The 21,958-nt window shown below is 67.4% G+C and carries 22 protein-coding genes; 13 read left to right on the plus strand and 9 right to left on the minus strand.

The window, feature by feature from the left end:
* Window positions 1-33 precede the first annotated feature (33 nt).
* The 5 genes from G398_RS15060 to rpmB form a co-directional block, all read right to left on the minus strand.
* On the minus strand, window positions 34-459 hold the full coding sequence (locus tag G398_RS15060) for a GNAT family N-acetyltransferase (protein WP_084511762.1): 426 nt from the start codon (window positions 457-459) through the stop codon (window positions 34-36).
* On the minus strand, window positions 456-1,166 hold the full coding sequence (gene tsaB, locus G398_RS0100110) for a tRNA (adenosine(37)-N6)-threonylcarbamoyltransferase complex dimerization subunit type 1 TsaB (RefSeq protein ID WP_026852065.1): 711 nt from the start codon (window positions 1,164-1,166) through the stop codon (window positions 456-458). Before tsaB ends, G398_RS15060 begins: the two co-directional genes overlap by 4 nt.
* A gap of 124 nt (window positions 1,167-1,290) precedes the next feature.
* Window positions 1,291-1,578, minus strand: a complete 288-nt coding sequence (locus G398_RS20055; RefSeq protein ID WP_026852066.1) for a type II toxin-antitoxin system RelE family toxin — start codon at window positions 1,576-1,578, stop codon at window positions 1,291-1,293.
* A gap of 6 nt (window positions 1,579-1,584) precedes the next feature.
* The gene (locus G398_RS0100120) at window positions 1,585-1,833 is read right to left on the minus strand and encodes a hypothetical protein (protein ID WP_026852067.1); all 249 of its coding nucleotides are present in this window, start codon (window positions 1,831-1,833) and stop codon (window positions 1,585-1,587) included.
* 188 nt (window positions 1,834-2,021) lie between these two features.
* Window positions 2,022-2,213, minus strand: a complete 192-nt coding sequence (gene rpmB, locus G398_RS0100125; RefSeq protein WP_026852068.1) for a 50S ribosomal protein L28 — start codon at window positions 2,211-2,213, stop codon at window positions 2,022-2,024.
* A gap of 134 nt (window positions 2,214-2,347) precedes the next feature.
* Between rpmB and G398_RS15065 the strand changes: the two genes are divergently transcribed.
* The 3 genes from G398_RS15065 to G398_RS20060 all read left to right on the plus strand — a co-directional run bounded on the left by G398_RS15065 (window position 2,348) and on the right by G398_RS20060 (window position 8,847).
* Entirely contained in the window at window positions 2,348-3,202 is an 855-nt protein-coding gene (locus G398_RS15065; RefSeq protein ID WP_052570978.1) for a DNA-processing protein DprA, read from the plus strand.
* Between the two features lie 152 nt (window positions 3,203-3,354).
* The gene (gene topA / locus G398_RS0100135; RefSeq protein WP_026852069.1) at window positions 3,355-5,814 is read left to right on the plus strand and encodes a type I DNA topoisomerase; all 2,460 of its coding nucleotides are present in this window, start codon (window positions 3,355-3,357) and stop codon (window positions 5,812-5,814) included.
* Window positions 5,815-6,177: 363 nt separating this feature from the next.
* On the plus strand, window positions 6,178-8,847 hold the full coding sequence (locus G398_RS20060; RefSeq protein WP_084511801.1) for an N-6 DNA methylase: 2,670 nt from the start codon (window positions 6,178-6,180) through the stop codon (window positions 8,845-8,847).
* 225 nt (window positions 8,848-9,072) lie between these two features.
* On the opposite strand, the gene G398_RS20555 is transcribed toward G398_RS20060, so the two are convergent.
* Complete coding sequence (locus G398_RS20555; protein WP_157492216.1) at window positions 9,073-9,231, minus strand: hypothetical protein; 159 nt, start codon at window positions 9,229-9,231, stop codon at window positions 9,073-9,075.
* Here G398_RS20555 and G398_RS21750 point away from each other — a divergent pair.
* The 4 genes from G398_RS21750 (at window position 9,220) to G398_RS0100175 (ending at window position 13,057) form a co-directional block, all read left to right on the plus strand.
* Window positions 9,220-9,345, plus strand: a complete 126-nt coding sequence (locus G398_RS21750; protein ID WP_281173039.1) for a hypothetical protein — start codon at window positions 9,220-9,222, stop codon at window positions 9,343-9,345. The two genes, G398_RS20555 and G398_RS21750, sit on opposite strands and share 12 nt — an antisense overlap.
* 912 nt (window positions 9,346-10,257) lie before the next feature.
* Window positions 10,258-10,974 carry a DUF4386 domain-containing protein gene (locus tag G398_RS0100160; protein ID WP_026852072.1) on the plus strand — a complete coding sequence of 239 codons (717 nt, stop codon included), beginning with the start codon at window positions 10,258-10,260 and terminating at the stop codon, window positions 10,972-10,974.
* A 696-nt stretch (window positions 10,975-11,670) separates the two neighbouring features.
* The gene (locus G398_RS0100170) at window positions 11,671-12,480 is read left to right on the plus strand and encodes a ferredoxin--NADP reductase (RefSeq protein WP_026852074.1); all 810 of its coding nucleotides are present in this window, start codon (window positions 11,671-11,673) and stop codon (window positions 12,478-12,480) included.
* Window positions 12,481-12,535: 55 nt separating this feature from the next.
* Entirely contained in the window at window positions 12,536-13,057 is a 522-nt protein-coding gene (locus G398_RS0100175) for a DinB family protein (protein WP_026852075.1), read from the plus strand.
* Between the two features lie 373 nt (window positions 13,058-13,430).
* Here G398_RS0100175 and G398_RS18970 read toward each other — a convergent pair whose 3' ends face one another.
* Window positions 13,431-14,444, minus strand: a complete 1,014-nt coding sequence (locus tag G398_RS18970; RefSeq protein WP_026852076.1) for an oxidoreductase — start codon at window positions 14,442-14,444, stop codon at window positions 13,431-13,433.
* A gap of 321 nt (window positions 14,445-14,765) precedes the next feature.
* On the opposite strand from G398_RS18970, the gene G398_RS0100185 reads away from it, so the two are divergent.
* The 6 genes from G398_RS0100185 to G398_RS0100210 all read left to right on the plus strand — a co-directional run bounded on the left by G398_RS0100185 (window position 14,766) and on the right by G398_RS0100210 (window position 20,297).
* A complete protein-coding gene (locus G398_RS0100185; RefSeq protein WP_026852077.1) occupies window positions 14,766-15,356 on the plus strand; it encodes a hypothetical protein in 591 nt (196 codons plus the stop codon).
* Between the two features lie 31 nt (window positions 15,357-15,387).
* The gene (locus G398_RS15080; protein ID WP_052570980.1) at window positions 15,388-15,612 is read left to right on the plus strand and encodes a hypothetical protein; all 225 of its coding nucleotides are present in this window, start codon (window positions 15,388-15,390) and stop codon (window positions 15,610-15,612) included.
* Window positions 15,591-17,909 (plus strand): collagen-like domain-containing protein, encoded by a 2,319-nt coding sequence (locus tag G398_RS21755; protein WP_052570982.1) that lies wholly within the window; start codon window positions 15,591-15,593, stop codon window positions 17,907-17,909. The genes G398_RS15080 and G398_RS21755 overlap by 22 nt, the downstream gene beginning before the upstream one ends.
* Window positions 17,910-17,991: 82 nt before the next feature.
* On the plus strand, window positions 17,992-18,447 hold the full coding sequence (locus tag G398_RS0100200) for an aminoacyl-tRNA deacylase (protein ID WP_026852078.1): 456 nt from the start codon (window positions 17,992-17,994) through the stop codon (window positions 18,445-18,447).
* 38 nt (window positions 18,448-18,485) lie between these two features.
* Window positions 18,486-19,250 carry an alpha/beta fold hydrolase gene (locus G398_RS0100205; RefSeq protein ID WP_026852079.1) on the plus strand — a complete coding sequence of 255 codons (765 nt, stop codon included), beginning with the start codon at window positions 18,486-18,488 and terminating at the stop codon, window positions 19,248-19,250.
* A gap of 495 nt (window positions 19,251-19,745) precedes the next feature.
* A complete protein-coding gene (locus tag G398_RS0100210; RefSeq protein ID WP_157492217.1) occupies window positions 19,746-20,297 on the plus strand; it encodes a hypothetical protein in 552 nt (183 codons plus the stop codon).
* Window positions 20,298-20,344: 47 nt separating this feature from the next.
* Here G398_RS0100210 and G398_RS0100215 read toward each other — a convergent pair whose 3' ends face one another.
* Window positions 20,345-21,211, minus strand: coding sequence for a hypothetical protein (locus G398_RS0100215; RefSeq protein WP_026852081.1), 867 nt, complete (start codon window positions 21,209-21,211; stop codon window positions 20,345-20,347).
* Window positions 21,212-21,327: 116 nt separating this feature from the next.
* Complete coding sequence (locus G398_RS0100220) at window positions 21,328-21,942, minus strand: hypothetical protein (RefSeq protein WP_026852082.1); 615 nt, start codon at window positions 21,940-21,942, stop codon at window positions 21,328-21,330.
* Window positions 21,943-21,958 lie beyond the last annotated feature (16 nt).

Raw genomic sequence — 21,958 nt, forward strand, 5'->3', positions numbered from 1 at the left:
CTTTGTTCCCTCCCATGGGCCGAAAGCATCCGCTCAGCCCACCCGCTGGAAGAGCAGGGCGTCCTCGCCGTCGCCGTAGTAGCGGAGCCGGCGGCCGCAGGGCTCCCAGCCGCAGGCCTCGTAGAGGCGGATGGCGGGGGCGTTGGTGGGCCGCACCTCCAGGAAGAGGAACACCAGGCCCTCCTCGGCCAGGTCGCGCTGGCAGGCCTCCAGCAGCTGGCGGCCCAGCCCCCGCCCCCGGGCCTCGGGCGCCACCGCGATGCGCAGCAGCTCCGCCTCCCCCGCCGCGGGCACCCGCGACCAGCGGGCGAAGGCGAGGTCGGGGATCCCCCACAGCGCCTCATGGGGAGCCAGGCCCGTCCAGGCGTCCCCGAAGGCCAGGCGGTCCAGCCGGGCCACCCACGCCGGCAGCGGCTCGCCCTCGGGCAGCCGGAGGATGTCCACCGGCTCGGCCCTCATCGCGCCACGCCCTTGCGCAGGGCCTCCGGCAGGTGCGCGGCGGCGTGGGGGAAGTTCACTTCCGCATCCGTCTCCCGCAGGTAGAAGGGCGTCAGGGGCGCCTCCGGCGGGCCCTGGGACACGCGCCGGGCCAGGGCCACCAGGCCCGCCAGGGTGGCCGCGCCCTCATCCGCCAAGGTCACGCGGCCCGCGGGCAGCACGGCCTCGACCTTGGGCGCGAAGGCCGCCGGCGCCCACCAGGGCTCGGCGCCGAGCCGCTCCGGCAGGGCGGCCAGGGGGTGCTTGGCCGCGGCCTCCGAGGGGCCGTCCGCCGCCCAGCGCTGGTAGAAGGCCTCGCCCCGCTGGCCGTCCAGGAGGATCCAGAAGGGCCCGGCGATCCCGGCCTGGCCCCGGGCTTGGCGCAGGGCCTCGGCCCGCAGGGCGAAGGCGGAGAAGCCCCAGGTGGGCAGGCCCGCGAGGCCCAGGCCCTCGGCCGTGGCCACGCCGATGCGCAGGCTGGTGAAGCCGCCGGGCCCCAGGCAGGCCGCCACGCCGGTGAGGTCCGCAGGAGCGGCCCCGGCCTCGGCCATCAGCTCGTCCAGCGTCGGGATCAGCCGCTCGCTGTGCCCCCGCCCCACCCCCGAGACCACCCGCCGCGTCCAGGTCCGGTCCCCCCGGATCAGCGCCAGGTGCAGGATCTCCGTGGTGGTGTCGAGGGCGAGCAGCATGGGGCCAGTCTATCGTCTGGGGGCTGGTGGCTGGGCTTGAGCCGCAAGATTCCAAGGGGTGCGATTCTGGGTACCTGCACCGCATCCCCAGGATTGAAAGACTCCAGGGACTAACCTGTGCGGACTAACCGTTGAGCAGCCTTTCTAAGAGCGCATAGACCTCACGTCTATGGCCGGTCAACATCACGACCACAGCCCCTTGGCCATCGATGGTTTTGTACAGGATGCGGTAGTCGCCCAACCTGAGCTTCATAAGGTCTTTGTACTTCCTGCCATGGAGACCAACGGCGGATGGTGGCCGAGGATCCTCTTTCAACCCATTGATGGCTGCAAGAATGGCCTTCCGGTCATGAGGATGAAGGCCAAGCAAGTGTTTCCGGACCCGCTTGTGGACCTCCACCGCATAGGCCATTCAGCCTCAATCCCCGAGGGAGTTGTTCAACTCGTCGAGGGAGATGTAGTCCTCGGGCCGGCTTGCCTCGAGCAGCTTCTCAGCCAAAAGCGCATCAACCAGGTCCTCCAGCGCCCGAAGGTCGGCCTGGATGATGGGTGGAGCAGAAGGAACTCCGCCGGGAGTGAAGAACTCGCGAGCCATGACTGGGGCAGCAGACTGCGGGCCGAAGTTGAATTCGGCGCGGCCAGCCAGGCAGGCAGCATGCGCGTTCATGATTTCTCCAAGGTTGGACCTTCGCCCATGGTATCGAATCGGCGGAAATCCGCATGGACAAAAGTATGATGCACGGATCAAGTCATCCGTCATTGGGAGTGCGTCGGATCAAAGGTTTTCGTAGCCTGGCCAATGCGAAGCGGCGGCCAGATGGCCGCCGCTTCGGAACCGAGCAGAGCGCGGTCTTTTTAGACGGCCTTCAGGACCTTGCCGGCCTGGATGCAGGAGGTGCAGACCCGCAGGCGGCGGGGGGCGCCGCCCACCAGGGCGCGGACGCGCTGGATGTTCGGGTTCCAGCGGCGCTTGGTGACATTGTTGGAGTGGGAGACGTTGTTCCCGAACTGGGGCTTCTTGCCACAGACTTCGCACTGACGGGACATGGGAACCTCACGGGCCGAAAAGGAAAATAGCCAAGAGAACCAGTGTAGTCGTGTGCATACAAAATGCAAGGGGAAAGGGCTTGCACTGTGCGCCTGCCTACTCCCAGGATAGCGGCAGCCCACCTGGAACCCCCATGGATCTCGCCCTCTGGGCCCTCGCCTTCACGGTCCTGGACTGGCCCGAGCGCCGGAAGGCCGAGGCCTGGGCGGCCCTCCAGGCCGGCGTGGCGCCCGCCCTGGTGCCCGAGCTGGCCGGAGAGCTGGCGCGCCTGGAGGCTGACCTCCCCCGGCGCCGTCAGGAGGCTGAAGACCGGGGCGCCCGCCTGTTCCTGCCCGGCGACGACCCGGCCCTGGAGGCCCTGCTGGCGCCCCTGCCCTACCCTGTGGCCCTGTGGGTGCGGGGGGCCCTGCCGCCGCCAGACCCGAGTCGGGGTCCCCGCGTGGCCCTGGTGGGCAGCCGCGAGGCCAGCCGGCGGGGGCGCGAGCGGGCCCGGGCCTGGGCGCGGGCCCTCACGGAGGCGGGCGTGGCGGTGCTCTCGGGCCTGGCCCGGGGCATTGACGGCGCCGCCCACGCGGGGGCCCTGGAGGCCGGGCCCACCTGGGGGGTGCTGGGCTCGGGCCTGGACCACCCCTATCCGCCGGAGCACGGTCCCCTCATGGACCGCATGGTGGCGGCTGGAGGCGGCGTCATCACCCCCTTCCCGCCGGAGGCCCCGCCCCGGAAGTGGCACTTCCCCCGGCGGAACTGGCTGCTGGCGGCCTGGACCGAGGGCGTCCTGGTGGTGGAGGCCCGCCTGAAGTCCGGCTCCCTGGTCACCGCCCGCCTGGCCCTGGACCTGGGCCGGGAGCTCTGGGTCTGCCCCGGCTCCCCGGAGGATCCTTCCGCCGACGGGCCGAACTTTTTGCTAAGGGAAGGGGCTGCACGAATTTGCCTATCCCCGGAGAACCTCCTGGAGGACCTGGGTCCCTTGACAAACCTCCGGCAGTAGGATCCATCCTTAGGGGCCGTTCAGGGCGGACAGCGTTTTTTCTGGCGGCCCTGTTACGGCCCCTTATGCCGCCCCCCGGGATTTGAGACGCAACCATGGTTCGTTGAGGGCGGCTTAGCCCTACCGTTAGGAGTTTTTCCGTATCCAAGCTCGTGATCGTCGAAAGCCCTTCGAAGGCGAAGACCATCACCAAGTACCTCGGCAAGGGGTACAAGGTCATGGCCTCCGTGGGCCACATCCGGGACCTTCCGCGCAAGCTGGGGGTCGACATCGAGAACGGGTTCCAGGAGGAATACGAGATCAGCCCGGCCAAGGAGAAGGTGGTCAAGGAGCTGAAGGCCGCCGCCAAGACCGCCACCGAGCTGGTGCTCGCCACCGACCCCGACCGCGAGGGGGAGGCCATCAGCTGGCACCTGCTGGAGGCCATCAAGCCGCCCAAGAGCCTGCCCGTGAGCCGGGTGCTCTTCAACGAGATCACCCCGGCGGGCATCCAGAAGGCCATGGCCGCCCCCACCACCATTAATAAGAAGCTGGTGGACGCCCAGCGGGCCCGGCGCGTTCTGGACCGCCTCGTGGGCTACAAGGTGAGCCAGGTGCTCTGGGACAAGGTGCGCCGCGGGCTCAGCGCCGGGCGCGTGCAGAGCGTGGCCGTGCGCATCATCGTGGACCGCGAGAAGGAGATCCAGGCCTTCCAGCCCGTGGAGTACTGGGTGGTGAAGGGCCGGTTCGCCGCCAAGCTGCCCCCGTCCTTCTGGATGAAGCTCGTGAAGCTGGGCGGCGAGGCCGTGCAGCTTGGCAACAAGGAGGCCAAGCGCCGCGTGGCGGACGCCGCCCAGGCCAAGGACCTCAAGGCCAAGCTGGAGAAGGCCACCTACAAGGTGACGAGCCTGGAAACCAAGGAGAAGAAGCGCAACCCCGCCGCCCCCTTCACCACCGCCAAGCTCCAGCAGGAGGCGGCGCAGAAGCTGAAGATGAGCGTGAGCCGCACCATGCAGAACGCCCAGCGCCTCTACGAGGGCCTGGACTTCGGCGAGGGCCCGGTGGGCCTCATCACCTACATGCGCACGGACTCGCCCCGCATGGCCCCGGAGGCCATCGACGCCACCCGCGAATTCATCGGGAAGAAGTACGGCAAGGAGTACCTGCCCGCCAAGGCCCGCATCTACACGGGCAAGGCCGGGGCGCAGGACGCCCACGAGGCCATCCGCCCCACGGACATCACCCGCACGCCCGAGAGCCTGCGCGGCCACCTGGAACCCGACCAGTTCCGCCTCTACGCCCTCATCTGGCGGCGCACCATGGCCAGCCAGATGGAGGCCGCCCGCTTCGACGAGACCGTGGTGCAGACGGAAGCCGAAGTCGGCAAGGACATCGCCCTCTTCGAGGCCAAGGGCGAGATCGAGCGCTTCCCCGGCTGGCTGGCGGTCTACCGCGCCGACAAGACCGAGGCCGACGCCGAGTCCATCGCCGACGCCACCAAGGGCGACGAGGAGGACGAGGACGAGTCCCAGCTCCCGGCCCTGAAGGCGGGCGAGGCGCTCAAGCTGGAGCAGCTCGACACGGACCAGCAGTTCACCAAGCCCCCCGCGCGCTTCAACGAGGCCACGCTGGTGAAGGAGCTGGAGGAGGACGGCATCGGCCGGCCCTCCACCTACGCCAGCATCATCAGCACCATCCAGGACCGCGACTACGTGAAGAAGCACGAGGGCCGCTTCAAGCCCACGGACCTGGGCATGACGGTCACGGAGCTGCTCATCCAGGGCTTCCCCCGCCTCATGGACAGCAAGTACACCTCGGGCATGGAGGGCAACCTCGACCTCATCGAGGACGGCAAGCTCACCTTCAAGAAGGCCATGACCGATTTCTACGGCCCCTTCGAAAAGGCCCTGGCCGCCGCCGGGCACGACATGCAGAACCTCAAGGCCGGCGTGCCCACGGGGGAGAAGTGCCCCAAGTGCGGCGACCGGAAGAAGCACCCGGGCATGCTGCTCAAGCGCATCGGCCGCAACGGGCTCTTCGTGGGCTGCACCAACTACAGCGCCGAAGCCGAGAAGGACAAGTGCGACTACACGGCGGACCTCGAGAAGATGGAGGAGCCCGAGGACGCGCCCGAGTGCCCGCTCTGCGGCACCACGCCCATGAACCTGCGCAAGGGCCAGTGGGGCCCCTTCTGGGCCTGCCCCAACTACCCCAAGTGCAAGGGCATTGTGAAGGCCGACCCGAAAGGCATTCCGGTTCCGCCGGACGAGCCCATCGGCGAGAAGTGCCCCAACTGCGGCAAGGACTTCGTGAAGCGCCACGGCCGCTACGGCGAGTTCATCTGCTGCATCGACTACCCCACCTGCAAGACGGTGAAGAAGGAGATCCTCGCCGTCCCCTGCCCCAAGTGCGGCGGCGGCCTCAGCCCCCGCAAGACCCGCTTCGGCAAGGTCTTCTACGGCTGCACCAACTACCCCAAGTGCGACTTCACCGCCTGGGACAAGCCCGTCCCCGTCACCTGCCCCAGCTGCAAGAACCCGTACATGGGCGAGAAGACCCGGAAGCCGCGCGGCAAGGACCCCATCCAGGTGCTGCTCTGCCCCAAGTGCGGGCATGAAGAGCCGATGGGGTGACGACCAAGTGGGTCGCGGAGTAGGCTGCGGGGCAGCCTACGAAGCGGGGCCCCACTGGGAGTCAGTCAGGATGGGGTGGGTTCGAAATCATTCTCGACATGAGGCGGTGTGAAACACCCCGAGGGCCACTTCATCGCCTGGGACAAGCCCGTCTGTGCCAAGCGATAGGAACACCTGTTGTCAGTTCATCCATCATAACTTTCCATAGCTCTCCCCTTGGACTAGGCAGTCCTGGAGGAAGGACTGGTGGTACATTGAATCGGCGACCTTGGGCCTGCTTGCCGCCATGCGCTGTGAGGCGTCCTTTCATTTCGCCGATGAGATTTTTCGCAGTTAGCTGAGGCATTTAGGAGCATTATCGATATGTCCAACGAACAATTGTCGCAAAACGGATACCTAGCTACTGGGTCGCTAGTGGGCGAGGTGTTTGGCCCATATGAACTGCTCAACGTCGGAGCCACAACGGCGCGCGAACTTGTTGCTCAGGGCGTCAAGTTCACCATCCCGACTGTCATCGACTTTCCTTTTGAGCTGTACAAGTCTCCTAAGAACCCGGCCAATGCTAAGCCTGATCGTGTCTATCTCGCTCGGACTTCCACGGAACTTTTTCCTGTCGCCGTTTGCGAACACAAGGCAAGCACGAAACTTGACACTCCTGACCAACGCCAAAAAGCAGCAGAACAAGCGCTCTATCACGGCGCCACGCTCGGTGTTTCCCTGGCAATAGCGACCAATGGCCATAATTACATCTACATCGATGTTCCCGTGTCATTAGCCACAAAAAAGCTTTCGTTACTAGATGAACCGCGTCAGTTAAATCCAAGTGTGTTGCAAAACCTTCTTCACAAGGATACGAATACTGTTCGGGATCCCAAACCTCTTGCGGAAAAAGTTTGGCAAATAGTATGGCAGGCGACGAAAGCCGAGCCGAAGGACTGCCTTCTCACGTTTGTGGAAATATTCGTTCTCAAATTTCTATCAGACAATCTCAGGCGACAGGACCTTCCGATTGCCTATCGGTTCGATACTCTTCTTCAGGATGTAAAGAAGTTTGAAAATCAAAATGGCATGACCGCTATTGAATATTATGTATCTCAAATTAGACCAAGAATTAAAACATTGTTTCCAGACAATGTCGCTGCTAAAGAATCCGGCTTGGCTCAATTATTCGGTATGTCAACCATCGTCTCCAAAACTTCTATCATCAATGGTTTCGCCTTTCTAAGAAATTCACAGCAATCCTTGGCAAGTTACAACCGTGTCTTTCTTGAGGTTCTTCAAGCGTTCTCCGATTTTGGCCCACTGACACGCATAGACCCCCAGTTTAAACTTCGACTGTACGAGACCTTCCTTCGCCAATCGGTCCAGCAACAGGCTCTTGGCCAGTTCTTTACACCGCGCAACGTTGTACGGCAAATGATTCGAATGGCGGAGTTAGGTAAACTGCCTGACGGATCAGTTGTGCTTGATCCTGCTGTCGGTGTCGGTGGATTCATCCTTGAGCCACTGCTATTCAAAGACTCACTTATGAATAACGTGGCATTTGCAAAAGGTGACTCATCTAGGCGTGTTAGAACCATCGGCGTGGACATGGACATAGACGTTCATATCCTTGCGAAGGCAAACATGCTCATTCACCTTGCGGAGGCTCTCACCCGCCCCGAGACTACCCTTCCGGCTGTCAATCAGGCCATGGCTAATACATTCATACTTATGAATGATAATACACAATTGGGATCTTTACTATATCCACCACGAAATTCTGTCGATGTAATTTTGACAAATCCACCTTACGTTACCAAGGGTTCCGCCGGATACCAGAAAGAAATTGCAAACGTAAAAGGTTCAAAGAATGGCACCGACTTGAAGGATTACTATGCGAACGTCGGGCTTGGACTAGAGTCATTCTTTCTTAGGTACATTTCAGGCGCACTTAAACCAGGAGGAAAAGCCTTTGTCATTGTCCCCACTGGGCTCTTGAATAGGACTGAGGCCGGTTTTAAAACCAAAGTGCTTCAAGAGTGCAATCTTCTCGCTTCAATAAGGCTCCCACGCGGCACATTTTTCAATACTTCACAAAAGACGTACATTTTGATCCTTGAAAAGCGCCACACTGAAGCCGATCCGCGCCCCAAGGTTATGTGCGCATGGGTCCGGACAATCGGTGAAAGCCTCGACTATCGACGGATCCCGACCCCTGATATCAATGATCTAAGTGATGTCACTGACGCATTCATCGCTGCGACCTCTGGTGACACAACGCTGATCGATGAATTGCCCATCACAAAGATGATAGATTCATCAGAGTTCTCCTCGACAGCTAGGTGGGACATTGACCGGTTCTGGCCTACAGACGAGCAAGAAGCGCTAGGTGTTACGGAACCGGCAGTGGGAAGGCTTGACTTCATCGATGAGACAGCCGCCGCCATCAACCAGATCACCACTGAGCTTGAAACAGCTCGCCAAGAGCTAACCAGCCTTACTTCCGGCCCCACGGTTTCGCTCGCCCTCTCAGACGCAGGTTTATTTAAAGTGTCGAATGGGGACCGTATTACGGGAGCGCATATTCGGGAAAATCCGGGGACGCTTCCTGTATATTCGTGCTACATCCACGAAGAGACAGAGAAGGGAAAGGTGGACGAAAAATGGATAAAAAAACAGAAATTCCGTATCTACAGTACGCCGATTATTACGATCAGCGCTAACGGTGTCGTTGGTCCAGTCCACGTCCGCCGTAACCGATGCGCCATCACTGATGATGTAACGGTTGTTGAGCCACTCAACGCAAGTTTGGATATCGACTACATTGCCCACCAGCTTGACAGTGCAATTCAACATGGGGGCTACTTCTACGAAGCTAAACTATTCCCTGGCCGTGTTCGCACCCTCAATATCAATATTCCGGTGAAAGACGATGGAACATTCGATCTCGATCTTCAGAAGCAAATATCAGGCGCCCTAAATCGTTTTGAGAATACCCGCTTGCGAATCATTGAGCTTGGGCTTGTGAGCAAAGGTGCGCGTATTGAGTAGGCTTGGAGTGGGGCCGCTCTCCGGACTCACCGAGCAGGAACTGGCGGCGGCCTCAAAAACGGGGCTCTTAGAAAAGAATCATATAAGCAGAGGAGAGCGGATTTAGGGAATAAAGCGTGGGAAAAGACATGACTCGTTGTTCTTCTCCGCTTTCCTCAGCCCCTCGGTTTTCCTCCGCTTATCTTATTTTTCATTTCAAGTCCAAATCCCGGTCTACTGCAGCTTCTATAACTCCCCATCAATTCTCCTCTTCTGGTCGTCCTGCTTCACCATGGCCTTGGCCTTCTGGTACAAGGCCATGGCTTGGCCCTTGTCGCCCTTGACGGCGTAGGCTTCGGCCAGACTGTCGTCGTAGGTGTTCCAGGAGGCGGGGTGGTCCTTCACGTTCTTCTGGAAGAGAGCGAACGCCTCGTCATCCCCCTGGCCCTCTTCGAGCTGGTTCTGGCCTTCTGGCTCCTGATCCGCGGGCTGGGGGCGCCCGCGACGACCGAGCCCTGACCCGGATTCTGGGATCCTTCCGCATGCTCCAGGACACGCCCTCCTTCCTCGCCTACTGGCGCAACGCCCGGTCCCACACGGTGCGGGTGCGGTCGGCGCTGGGGTCCGAGGATCTGGAGTGGCCGCCGGTGTCCGGGGCCCTCACCTTCGGCGACCTGTTCCGCCACCGGTTGGGGCTGGAGCGCTTCATGGTCGCGGAGAATGTGCAGGGCCGCCCCAGCGTGTTCCCGGGCCACGGGGTGGCGCTGGCCATCTTCGGCACCCTCTCGGAGGCGGCTTCTCTTCCGGAAAAGAATTTTGTAAGCGGAGGAAGGCTGAGGAACGGAGGACAGCGGAGAAAGACAGGGCCATGTTCGGCTTTGCTCCGCTCCCTCCGCGCCTCTGCCTCCCTCCGCTTACGTGCGCTTTTCCTGGCCGCGGATGAACACGGATTAAAAACTTGAACCGGTGATGCACGGTGATGGCGCGCCGTGAGCTTCCCGCCTGGGCCCGCCGGAGGCGGCTTCCGGCCTGGCCGGAAGGGAGGCGGGGGCGCCGTGGCCGCGCTCCCAGAAGGCACGGCCACGGCGCCCCCGCCTCCGCCCATGCTGCCTCGTCGCAGGAAAATCACTGGAATCACCGAAATCAGCGGCAAAACAGCCGTTCATCTTGATCGGTGTTCATCAGCTTTGATCGGTGTTCATCGGTGTTCCTGCCTTGGCCTCTCTCCCGCTCACGCGGGGCAAACGGGGCAGTCCAGGCGCGTGGAGGCACGACCTTCGGCATCCCTTCCATCCCCTGAATCCCTGTTTCAAACCTTCATGAACAGGGATTCAGGGGATGAAGGGGATAAAATCCCAGTCTCCTGGCCTTCTGATAACCCGTCGCAGGTCCTGTGTCGTAGCCTGCTTTCACACCCCTGAAGGAACCCCCATGACCGACCCCCATCCCGATGGATCCCAGCAGCAGGCTGCCCGGCTGGCGGGGTTGGCGTTGCTGGTGAGCTGGCCGCTGGTGGTCTATGCCAATTTCGCCATCCAGGACCGGCTGGTGGTCGCGGGGGACGCGGCGGCGACGGCCCGGAACCTCCTCGCCCACGCGGGCCTCTTCCGGCTCGGCATCGCGTTCGACCTGGTCCACTGCGCGGCCCTCCTGGCGCTGACCGTGGCGCTCTACACCATCCTCCAGCCCGTCCACCGCACCTATGCGCTGCTGGCGGCGGCCTGGCGGGCGGTGTACGCCTTCGCCTGGATCCGCATGACCCTCAACCTGTTCGAGGCCCTGCGGCTGCTGGGCCCCTACCCCTTCCTGGCGGCCCTGGAGCCGCCCCGGGTGCAGGCCCTGGCCCGCTACCTCCTCAGCGCCCGCTTCGAGCAGTACTACCTCGGCCTCCTGTTCTGGGGCCTGGGCTCGACGGTGGCCTGCGCGCTGTGGTGGCGCTCCCGCTACATCCCCCGGAGCCTCGCGCTGGCCGGGCTGCTGTCCTCCGCCTGGGCGGCCTTCTGCGCCTTCGCCTTCATCCTGAACCCCGCCTTCGAGAAGGCCGTGGGCCTCTGGGCCTTCGACGTGCCCCTGGGCCTCTTCGAGTTGGTTCTGGCCTTCTGGCTCCTCATCCGCGGCCTGAAGGTCCCCGCGACGACCGGGCCCTGATCCGGCCCGAAGCAGCTCCCGCATCCCTGCCCAATAGGCCGCCTGCTGATCGGCTAGGCCCAGCCTGAGGACGTCAAGAGCCGACGCGAAGCACGCGAAGGAAAAACTGCTTTAGCCGGAGATGAACGGAGATGGCGGAGATGGGCCCGGTGGCATCCATGAGGGTCGACTGGAAGCCGGGGTGTGTTCCCGGATGCCGGGAAAGCTGAAGGACGCGAAAACCAGCACAGGTGCTGAGGTCCCAGGACATCCGGGCCTGCGGCCCCGGGCCGCGCATGGCGCGGTCCGTTTCTCGGGCGGCGGCCATGGCGGCCCCTGGAAGCCGCCCGGGCCGCCGCCCGAGAAAGGATGTCCGCGGTGAGTCGAGCCCCCTCCGCGCTCTCCGCGCGCCCGAAGGGCGTCTCCGTGTTCTCTGCGTTCCGCTTTTTTACCTGAGATTCGCCGATAAGCAGGAAAGCCATTCACAGGGATTCAAGGGATGAAGGGGATATGGCACAGCAATACCCCGGACCGCCTTCATCTTTCATCAGCGTTCATCCGTGTTCATCAGTGGCCAAATAAGCCTTTCTCTTTCTCCGCGCTCGCCCTTCGACCACGCGTGTTCTGCGTTTTTTCCATGGACCCCCGCCCTCCGATCGGCGCCATGATGGGACCCCTCGGAGCCCCACGCCGGAGTCCCATCGGGAGGAACCTCCCATGCCCACCCTCAACGCCCTCGTCACCCACCGCATCGACACGGCGCCGGGCCTCATGACGCTGCGGGTGGCGCCGGTGGGGTGGGCGCTGCCGGCCTTCCGGCCGGGGCAGTTCGCGGTGCTGGGGCTGCCGGCCTCGGCGCCGCGGAGCGTGGAAGCGGAGCCCGAGGATCCGCCCATGCCGTCGGAGACCTTCCTGCGCCGGGCCTACTCCATCGCCTCCTCCTCCCGGGAGCGCGAGTACCTGGAGTTCTACCTGGTGGAGGTGCAGAGCGGCGCCCTGACGCCCCGGCTCTTCGCGCTGAAGCCCGGCGACAAGCTGTGGCTGGGGCCCAAGTTCACGGGCCTGTTCACCCTGGACGAGGTGCCGCCGGACCGGCACGTGGCCTTCATCGGCACGGGCACGGGGCTGGCCCCCTACATGTCCATGCTGCGCACCCACCTGGAGCGGGACGGCAGCCGCCGCCTGGCGGTGCTCCATGGGGCCCGGCACTCCTGGGACCTGGGCTACCGCGACGAGCTGGTGCAGATGCAGCGCCTGGCGCCCCACTTCACCTACCTGCCCGTGCTCTCCCGCCCGGAGGCGGAGCTGGTGCCCTGGACGGGCGCCACGGGCCGCCTCCCGGCCTACTGGGCCGACGGGGCGCTGGCGCGGGCCTGGGGCTTCCGGCCCAGCCCCGCCGACACGCACATCTTCCTCTGCGGCAACCCCGGCATGCTGGAGGCCATGCAGCAGCAGCTCGAAGCCGAGGGCTTCCGCGAGCACACCAGGCAGGCCCCGGGCGAGATCCATCTGGAGAAGTACTGGTAGGGCCCGGCCCGCCCCCGGTTCCGCCACGGCGCCCGGGGTTCTGGGATACTGCCCCATGCTCCAGGACACGCCCTCCTTCCTCGCCTACTGGCGCAACGCGCGGGCCCGCACGGTGCGGGTGCTGGAGGCGCTCGAGCCCGGGGACCTGGCCTGGGCGCCGGCCCCCGGGGCCTTCACCTTCGGCGACCTGTTCCGCCATCTGGCGGGGCTGGAGCGCTTCATGTATGCGGAGAACGTGCAGGGCCGCCCCAGCCTCTATCCGGGCCACGGGGCCGAGCTCTCGGGAGGACCGGACGCGGGTCTGGATGGCCTGCGCGCCTACCTGGACCGCTGCCACGCCGAGTCGCTGGCGATCTTCGCCACGCTGACCGACGCGGACCTGCTGGCGCCCTGCGTGACGCCCGCCGGAGCCCCCATGGCCACCTGGAAGTGGCTCCGCGCCATGGCCGAACACGAAGCCCACCACCGCGGCCAGCTCTACCTCATGGCCAGCCTGCGAGGCCGTAGCGTGGCGCCCCTCTTCGGCCTCACCGAAGAGCAGGTCGCGGCGGCATCCCGGGTGAAAGGCCTTTTTTAGCCACTGATGAACACAGATGAACACGGATAAAGACAGCTGCCTGCTGAGCGGCCAAGCTCAGCCTGAATGGCCTGGAACCGCGGAGAACGCAGAGCGCGCAGAGGCGGCCAGGCCAGGACATCCGGGCCGCCGCCCGAGAAAGGATGTCCGCGGTGGGTCGAACCCCCTCCGCGATCTCCGCGCGCCCGAAGGGCGTCTCTGTGTTCTCTGCGTTCCGCTTTTTTGCCTGAGGTTCGCCGATAAGCAGGAAAAACATTCACAGGGATTCAAGGGATGAAGGGGATGTGGCAGCCATCCCCCGCCTTCGTCTTTCATCCGTGTTCATCCGTGTTCATCCGTGGCTTCAACCGCTTTTCCGGTTCCACGGAGGCGCTCACCCCTCGAGCCGCACCCCCGTGAGCTGCTCGCTCAGGGCCCACAGGCGCTCGGCGGCGTCGGGGTCGATGGCGTGGGGGCGCACGCCGATGGTGCCGGGGGCTCCGGGCGGCAGCACCGGGGCCACGTCGCAGTCCTGGCAGTAGACGCCGCCCAGGCCGGCGAGCTGGGGGCTGGTGGCGCACCACACGGCGGTGGCGGCGCCCTGCTCGGTGGTCTTGAACTCGCCGCCCTCGCGCACGGAGCGGCCCGCGGGCACGGTGCCCGGGCCGTCCTCCGGGCCCAGGCCCGCGGCCCGCCGGTCCTCCTCGGTCATGTGCCGGCCCAGGTCCGTGAGGATCAGGCCCGGATGCACGGCGAAGGCGCGGATACCCTCCCCCTCTCCGCGCCGGTCCAGGGCCACGGCGAAGAGGGCGTTGGCGCTCTTGGCCTGGGCGTAAGCCAGCCAGCGGTCGTAGGGGCGGCTGTGGAAGTGGGGGTCGTCGAAGTCCACCCCCGCCCGCTGGTGGGCGCGGGAGGAGAGGGCCACCACCCGCGCGCCCCCGGCCTGGCCCGCCCGCCGGAGCGCGGGCCAGAGCCTGGCCGTGAGTTGGAAGTGGCCCAGGTGGTTCGCCGCGAACTGGCTCTCGTAGCCCCGGGCGCCCCGCTGGAGGGGCGTGGCCATGATGCCGGCGTTGTTGATGAGCATGTGCAGGGGCCGGCCCGTGGCCAGGAAGGCCCGGGCGAAGGCCTCGATGGAGGCCGGGTCCAGCAGGTCCATGGGGGCCGCCTCCACCCGCATCCCGCCCCCGGCCAGCCCCGCCAGGGCGCCGTGGGCCTTCTCCAGGTCCCGGGCGGCCACCACCACCTCGGCGCCGGCCTCCGCCAGGGCCCGGACAGTCTCCAGGCCCAGGCCCGCGGCGCCGCCGGTCACCACCGCCACGCGGCCGTGGAGATCCAGGCCCCGCAGCGCCTCCCGGGCCGTGGTGGCGGGGCCGAACCGGGAGGGGAGGGGCGTCTGGCGGCTGGTCATGGTCGGCTCCTCGGACCGGCAGGATGGCAACCCCCTGTCCACGCACAGCCCGGCGCCGCCTCCGGCGGGGGCGCCGCCAGGGTGGGGTCGGGGATGGCCCCGCGCCAGGGCCCTCCCCGGGAGGCAGGGCCCTCCCGCCCTGCACCTGCCGACGACCACATCCTCAATTCGCCAATATTAGACCTTGTGATCTGCCCGTCACATTCCGTTCACAGAAATGCGTTGTTGTTGAATTCAACTATTAAAAAAATGTCATTAATCGTCTTGACATACTCCAATGGATCTAGGAAAAATAAGGCTTTCCACTGCTGAAAGATGTCTATGCGCACACGCCATCGCCTTGCGGGCGGCAGTCTGGTTGCCGGTCTGCTCCTCCCCCTTCTGGCCTGCTTCGGCGGCAGCCGGCAGGCCTCCTCGGCCAGCGGCGTCTTCCGGGCCCAGGTGAGCCCCGGCAGCCTGGGCGTCCCCGCCGGTGGCAGCGGCCAGGTCTCGGTGACGGCGGCCCGCGTCCTGCCCCATGTCCCCAGCCTCCAGGGCCCCCTGACCCTCACCCTGGACCAGGCCCCCGCCGGCGTCACCGGCAGCGGGTCCATTCCCGCGGACCGCTCCACGGGGACCCTGTCCCTCTGGGTGGATCCTTCGGTGGCGCCCCAGGTGCTCCAGGGCCTCCGGGTGAAGGTGGCCGCCGCGGGCCAGGCCACGATGGCGGCCTTCGACCTGACCATCGCCCCGGCCCTCCCCCCCGGGCAGCTCCGCCCCGACCTGGTGCAGGCCAGCGGCCAGGCGCAGCAGGGCGGCGCCTACGCCAACATGCCGGTGGTGCAGGAGCCCGTGGCCGCCACCCCCGCGGCGGACGCCGCCCAGGTGCAGACCCTGCGCCACGGCTTCCACCCGTCCACCCCGTCGAACTGATCCCAACCACCCCCATTCCGCGCGAGACGCCATGCCCTTCCGCCCCTCCCTCCTGACCCTGGCCCTGGCCGCCGGACTGGCCTCCACCATCCTCCAGGCCCAGGCCCTGACCCAGACGGCGGCCGCCGCAGCGGCTCCGGCCGCCCCGGCCCCCCAGGTGGCCTACCACCCCCCGCCCCCCCCCCCCCCCCCCGGCCCCCCCCCGCGCCGCCCCCCGCCGCCCCGGCCCCCCAGGTGGCCTACCAGGGCCGCCTGACCGAGGCCGGCCTGCCGGTCACGGGCACCCGCAGCTTCGCCTTCGCCATCCTGGACAGCCAGGGGACGGAGCTCTGGACCTCGGGCCCCCAGGACGTCTCCGTGAACGGCGGCCTCTATGCGGCCGTGCTGGGCGGCACGGGCATGCCCGCCATTCCTACTTCCCTGCTGGGCACGCCCCACCTCAAGCTCCGGGTGGCCATCAACGGCGTGACGCTCACGCCGGACACGGACCTGGTGCCCGCCCTCCAGGCCCGCAGCGCCTTCGAGTTCTCGGGCCCCCTGGCCGGCGATGTCACCGGCACCCAGAGCGCCACGGTGGTGCTGCGCCTCAACGGCATCCCCCTCGACTCCGCGGCCCCCGCCGCGGGCCAGGCGCTGGTGTTCAACGGCTCCACCTGGGCCCCCTCCACGGCGGCGGGACCCATGGGTCCTGAAGGTCCGCAAGGCCCCGCCGGGCCCATGGGCGCCACCGGGCCCCAGGGACCCGCGGGCCTCCCGGGCATTCCCGGTCCCCAGGGCCCCATCGGCCCCACGGGCGCCACGGGCCCCCAGGGCCTCCCCGGCACCGCGGGCAAGACCCTCCTCAGCGGCCTTGTCCCACCCACCGCTGCCCAGGGCGTGGACGGGGACTTCTACCTGGACACCGCCGCCAGCGTGCTCTACGGCCCCAAGGGCGCCGTCACCGCCGGCGCCTGGCCCGCCCCCGGCACCAGCCTCGTGGGACCGGCCGGCGCCACCGGAGCCACCGGACCGCAGGGCCCCATCGGACTCACCGGCGCCACCGGAGCGACTGGCGCTCAAGGTCCCACCGGCCTGACGGGGGCCACGGGGCCCCAGGGCCCCATCGGCCCCACGGGCGCCACGGGCCCCCAGGGCCTCCCCGGCACCGCGGGCAAGACCCTCCTCAGCGGCCTTGTCCCACCCACCGCTGCCCAGGGCGTGGACGGGGACTTCTACCTGGACACCGCCGCCAGCGTGCTCTACGGCCCCAAGGGCGCCGTCACCGCCGGCGCCTGGCCCGCCCCCGGCACCAGCCTCGTGGGACCGGCCGGCGCCACCGGCGCGACGGGGGCTCAGGGTGCCACCGGAGCCACGGGCCCCCAGGGCCCCGTCGGCCTCACCGGAGCCACCGGACCGCAGGGCCCCATCGGACTCACCGGCGCCACCGGAGCGACTGGCGCTCAAGGTCCCACCGGCCTGACGGGGGCCACGGGGCCCCAGGGCCCCATCGGCCCCACGGGCGCCACGGGCCCCCAGGGCCTCCCCGGCACCGCGGGCAAGACCCTCCTCAGCGGCCTTGTCCCACCCACCGCTGCCCAGGGCGTGGACGGGGACTTCTACCTGGACACCGCCGCCAGCGTGCTCTACGGCCCCAAGGGCGCCGTCACCGCCGGCGCCTGGCCCGCCCCCGGCACCAGCCTCGTGGGACCGGCCGGCGCCACCGGCGCGACGGGGGCTCAGGGCGCAACCGGAGCCACGGGCCCCCAGGGCCCCGTCGGCCTCACCGGAGCCACCGGACCGCAGGGCCCCATCGGACTCACCGGCGCCACCGGAGCGACTGGCGCTCAAGGTCCCACCGGCCTGACGGGGGCCACGGGGCCCCAGGGCCCCATCGGGCTCACGGGCCCGACCGGTGCTACGGGTGCCACAGGCCCGGCCGGTGCGACCGGCGCCACGGGTCCCCAGGGGCCCACCGGCCTCCAGGGCCTCACCGGCCCCGCGGGCGCGGCGGCCACCGTCGCCGTCGGCACCACCAGCACGGGCGCCGCGGGCTCGGCCGCCTCGGTCACCAACTCCGGCACCTCCAGCGCCGCCGTGCTGAACTTCACCATCCCCCAGGGCGCCTCGGGCACGGGGCTCCAGGTCCTGGACGCCAACAGCGTGGTGCTGGGCAAGGTGACCCGCGCCGACAGCAACGGCTACACCGTCCTGACCTCCACCGGCTACCTGCTGGACATGTCCTGGGACGGCACCGTCTATCCCGCCCAGGCCTACTTCACGACCTTCAGCGGCGGCGTGTGCAGCGGCACGGTCTACCTGAACGACGGCGGCAACCCGGGCTCCCTGCTCTGGGGCAAGACGGCCTACTGGGTGGGCTCCAAGGGCAGCTTCATGGTCCCCTCGACCGTCAACGCCGCGGGCATGAGCACCTCGGTGTCCTTCACCAGCCAGGGCATCGACAACCCCACCTGCTACGCCTCCGGAGGCTCCGTCAGCGGCTGGCTGCTGAAGACCATCACCAACGCGGCCCTGGGCCTGCCCGCCTCCGTCGTCGCCCCGCTGAAGCTGCAGTAGGCGGACCGGGGGGCCGGAATTCCTTGGCCTCCAGCCTCCCGGGAACCCATCCTTGGGTCGCTTTCGTTCCGAGGAGGCTGCCATGGCCACGACGAAGCTGGAGGAATTCCTCAACCAGAACGGGGTGGTCCACCAGATCATCCGGCACCCGCTGGCCTTCACGGCCACCTCGGTGGCCGGGGCCGCCCACATCAAGGGCCGTGAGATGGCCAAGACCGTCATGGTGAACCTGGACGGCCATCTGGCCATGGCCGTGGTGCCCGCCGACCGCAAGGTGGACCTGGAGCGCCTGCGCCAGGCCACGGGCGCCGTGAACGCGGAGCTGGCGGACGAGCGCGAGTTCCTGGGCGACTTCCCCGAGTGCGAGCCCGGGGCCATGCCGCCCTTCGGGAATCTCTACGGCATGGACGTCTACGTGGAGCCGCACCTGGCGGCCGATGCGGAGATCGCCTTCAACGCCGGCTCCCACACCGAGCTGATCCGCATGTCCTACAAGGACTTCGAGCGGCTCACCCACCCGAAGCTCGTGGACATGTAGGACCCCACCTGCCGGGCCGGGATCTGGGATACTCCCCCATGCCCCTCCCGGCCCGGGAACGCCCGCTGCTGGTCCTGCTGCCCGGCCTGGACGGCACGGGGCTCATGTTCGGACCCTTCGTGGCGGCCCTGGAGGCCGCGGGCTTCGAGGCCCGGGTGGTGCGCTATCCCCCGGCGCTGGTGTCCCATCCCGCCTGCGCCCACTTCGCCCGCACGCTGCTGCCCCGGGACCGGCCCTTCCTCCTGCTGGGGGAATCCTTCTCGGGCCCCGTGGCGCTGGCCCTGGCGGCGGAGCCCCCGGACAACCTGGTGGCTCTGGTGCTTTGCGGCACCTTCGCCCGGAACCCGCGACCGGGCCTGGGCCGGCTGGCGCCCCTGCTGCCCCTCCTGCCGGGCCGCCTGCCGCTGGCCGCGGTCCGCTTCCTGCTCCTGGGCCGCTGGGCCACGGAGCCGCTGATGGACCTGGCGCGGACCCTCCTCCCGCAGGTGCCGCCCGCCACCATGAAAGCCCGCCTGCGCGCCGTGGTGGCCGTGGATCAGACCCCGCTGCTGGGCCGGATGCGCATGCCGGTCCTGGCCCTGGTCGCCACAGGGGACCGCCTGGTGCCCCCTTCCGCGACGGCCTGGCTCCGCGCTCACCTGCCGAACCTGGACATCTCGCGCCTGCAGGGCCCCCACTGGCTGCTCCAGGCCCGACCTGGGGCCTGCGTCCAGGCCATCAGTGCCTTCCTGGCCCGACTGCCGAAGCCCGCGGAGGCCGCGCCCGGGGCCGAGGAGGTGGAGGTGGGCGGGCAGGTGCTTTAGACGCCGATTCCGGTGATGGGCGCCGCCTACCTCGCGCACGAGCCCGCCCGAGGCGGCATCACTGAAAACACCGGACCGGCGTATCGGCCAGACCCAGCCCCATGTTCGCAAGATGAAAAGGCTGGAGCCGGAGATGGCGGAGAAAAGGCTGCGGGTCCACAGGTTCCGCGGGTTTGCACGGATTGAAAACGGGGCTGTGGCTGGTTTGGGGGTGCCGCTTCGCAAGCGTGGGCTCCATGGGAGCGCCAGAGCCGCGCACCCCATAAGGAGCTCGGCCCTGGCACTCCCATGACCTCCGGCCATGCCGGAGGCCGCCTTCGGCGGGCCCGCGCGCGGTGGGTTGAGTCCCCTCCGCGCTCTCCGCGCGCCCAGAGGGCGTCTCTGCGGTTCCTCATTTTTTTGTCTGAGGTTCGCCGGCACGCAGGTCACCGGAATCTATGGCCACCCCCCGGCTTTCCCTCAGGACGGGCCCTGGATCCTGGGATACTCCCCCTCATGCCGATGCTCGCCCGCCCCGCGGTCCGCTGGTCCCTGCTCATCGCCCTCTGGGCGCTGGTGGGCGCGGTGCTGTGGATCGTGCTGGTGCAGGTCTTCCTGCTGGCGCTCAACCCCTTCTGCCATCTCCAGGCGCCGGGCGTGGCGCGGGTGCAGGTGGTGAGCGTGGACCGCAACCAGGACAGCCAGATCACGGACTTCGTGAGCGTGAAGCACGGCGATGCGGAGCGGGTGCTCAACCTCGCCAAGGACGAGGCCGCGGAGCTGCGCCCGGACGACGAGGTGTGGATCCTCGACGCCTGGTACGCGGACGGCCTTCGCCCCACTCAGTTCCGCCTGACGCTCCTGCGCGTGCTGCTGGAATACCCGGCGCTCCTGCTGCTGCCTGCGGCCTGGGGCCTGTGGCGTGTGGGGAAGGCGAAGCGGGCCGCGGACGCCGCCCCGCCGCCCCCCGTGCGCCGCACCTTCACCGACGACTTCCACCTGCGCGCCCAGCGCTTCGCCAAGCCGGCGGAGGAAAAGAAGGAATCCGCCACGGATGAACACGGATGAACACGGATGGGCCTCGCGCCCGTCCGTGGCGGCTTTTCAGGTAGGAGCTACTTCGCGGCCTCCTTGGGAGGCTTGGGCGCCCAGAAGGCGGGATCGCTGGCGATGACGGCCGCGCTGGGGTAGCTCAGCTTGGGGCTGAAGGCGAAGAGCTGGTTCTCCACCCCGTTGACCGTATCCATGAACGTCTTCTGCATGGCCTTCTGGCCCCCGTCGCCCAGGGCGTCCATGAAGGCCTTGTCGGCGGCCTCCAGGCCATCCATGTCCGCCAGGGACTTCATGGGCCGAAGCACCACGTAGGTGGGCGACCAGGTGCCCGCCTCCACCTCGTAGAAGGCGAAGGAGAAGGGGAAGCGGCTCTTCTCGTAGGCGGCGAGGGCCATCTTCACGCCCTCCTCGAAGGCCTTCCCCATGCCCTGCTTCACGCGGAAGGTGCGCACCCGCATGTAGCGCATCTTCCCGATCTCCACGGGGGGCCCGAAGCTCAGGTCCTTGCGGAGCACGCCCAGGAAGCTGCGGGAGCCGCTGAGGTGCTCGCCGTCCTTCTGCGAGATGGCATCGACCTCCTTCTTCAGGGCCGGGTTCTTGTCCATCTCGTTCTGCCGGGCCTCCCAGTCCGCGAAGGAGCCGTAGCCCATGATGAACCAGGCCTCGGAGGGCCCGGTGAGGGAGCTCATCCCGAGGTAGTGCTCCGTGGACTTGCCCTTGGTGAGGGTGCGGCCCCAGGCGGCTTCCGTGGCCGCGTGGGCCGCGCCCTGGCCCGGCTTGACCTCCTCGCGGTAGAACATCATGAGCGGGGGCGGCGGCTGGGGACCTCCCTGGGCCCGCAGGGGCGCGAAGGCCGGGGCCAGCAGGGCCGGAACCGCGACGAAGGCCAGGCGGAACGCGGGGGACGGGAAGAAGAGGGAATGCTTCATGGAAGCCCACCTCCAGAGGGCGGACCCGAGGGTAGCCCCATTCCCATCATTGGAATGGGTTTTTTATGTTGTAACAGTGTTTATTGATCGTTTTTTCATCATCATTATCTAGGTACTCAGGGTGTTTGACCCGACTGGCTGGCGGCCATCCAGGCCCGGAGGAGCCGCCCACGCAGGCGCCGGACCGCGGCGGGCGCGGCGGTCTGGTCGCCGTAGAGGTGGTACTCGGCGGCGGGCGTGGGCGCCAGGTCCCGCAGACGGACCCCGTACTTCTCCCGGAGCAGGGTCAGGACCTGCTCGAAGCGCCACAGGGCCTCGTAGCGCACCGGCTCCCGCCACACCTCGCGGCCCCCCAGGCGGATCACCAGGTCCTCTCCCTCCTGGTCCCAGAGCAGGTCCAGCACGGGATCCGGCAGGTCGGGCAGCTGGCTCGCCAGGCACAGCTTCAGGCGGTTGAAACGCTCCCGGCCGCGCTCGATCCGGCCGAGGTAGGTCCGTTCCCCCGGGGACAGGCCCGCGGCGTGGGCCTGCCACTCCTCCAGGGTGGGGTGGGGCACGACGGCCAGGATGGGGCGGTCCGAGAGGCCGTGGTCGCCGGGGCACTGGCAGTCCTGGAGGGCGTCGTACAGCTCAGTCCAGCCTTCCTCGAAAGTGCCCGTCCAGCCGCAGCCGGGGCAGGTGAGCTGGCGGGTCCTCCAGTCGCCGAAGTAGTCCAGGATGATCGCGGGCACGGAACCTCCAGGGGTG

Origin of the sequence: Geothrix fermentans DSM 14018 (assembly GCF_000428885.1) — a bacterium.
GTDB lineage: Bacteria > Acidobacteriota > Holophagae > Holophagales > Holophagaceae > Geothrix > Geothrix fermentans.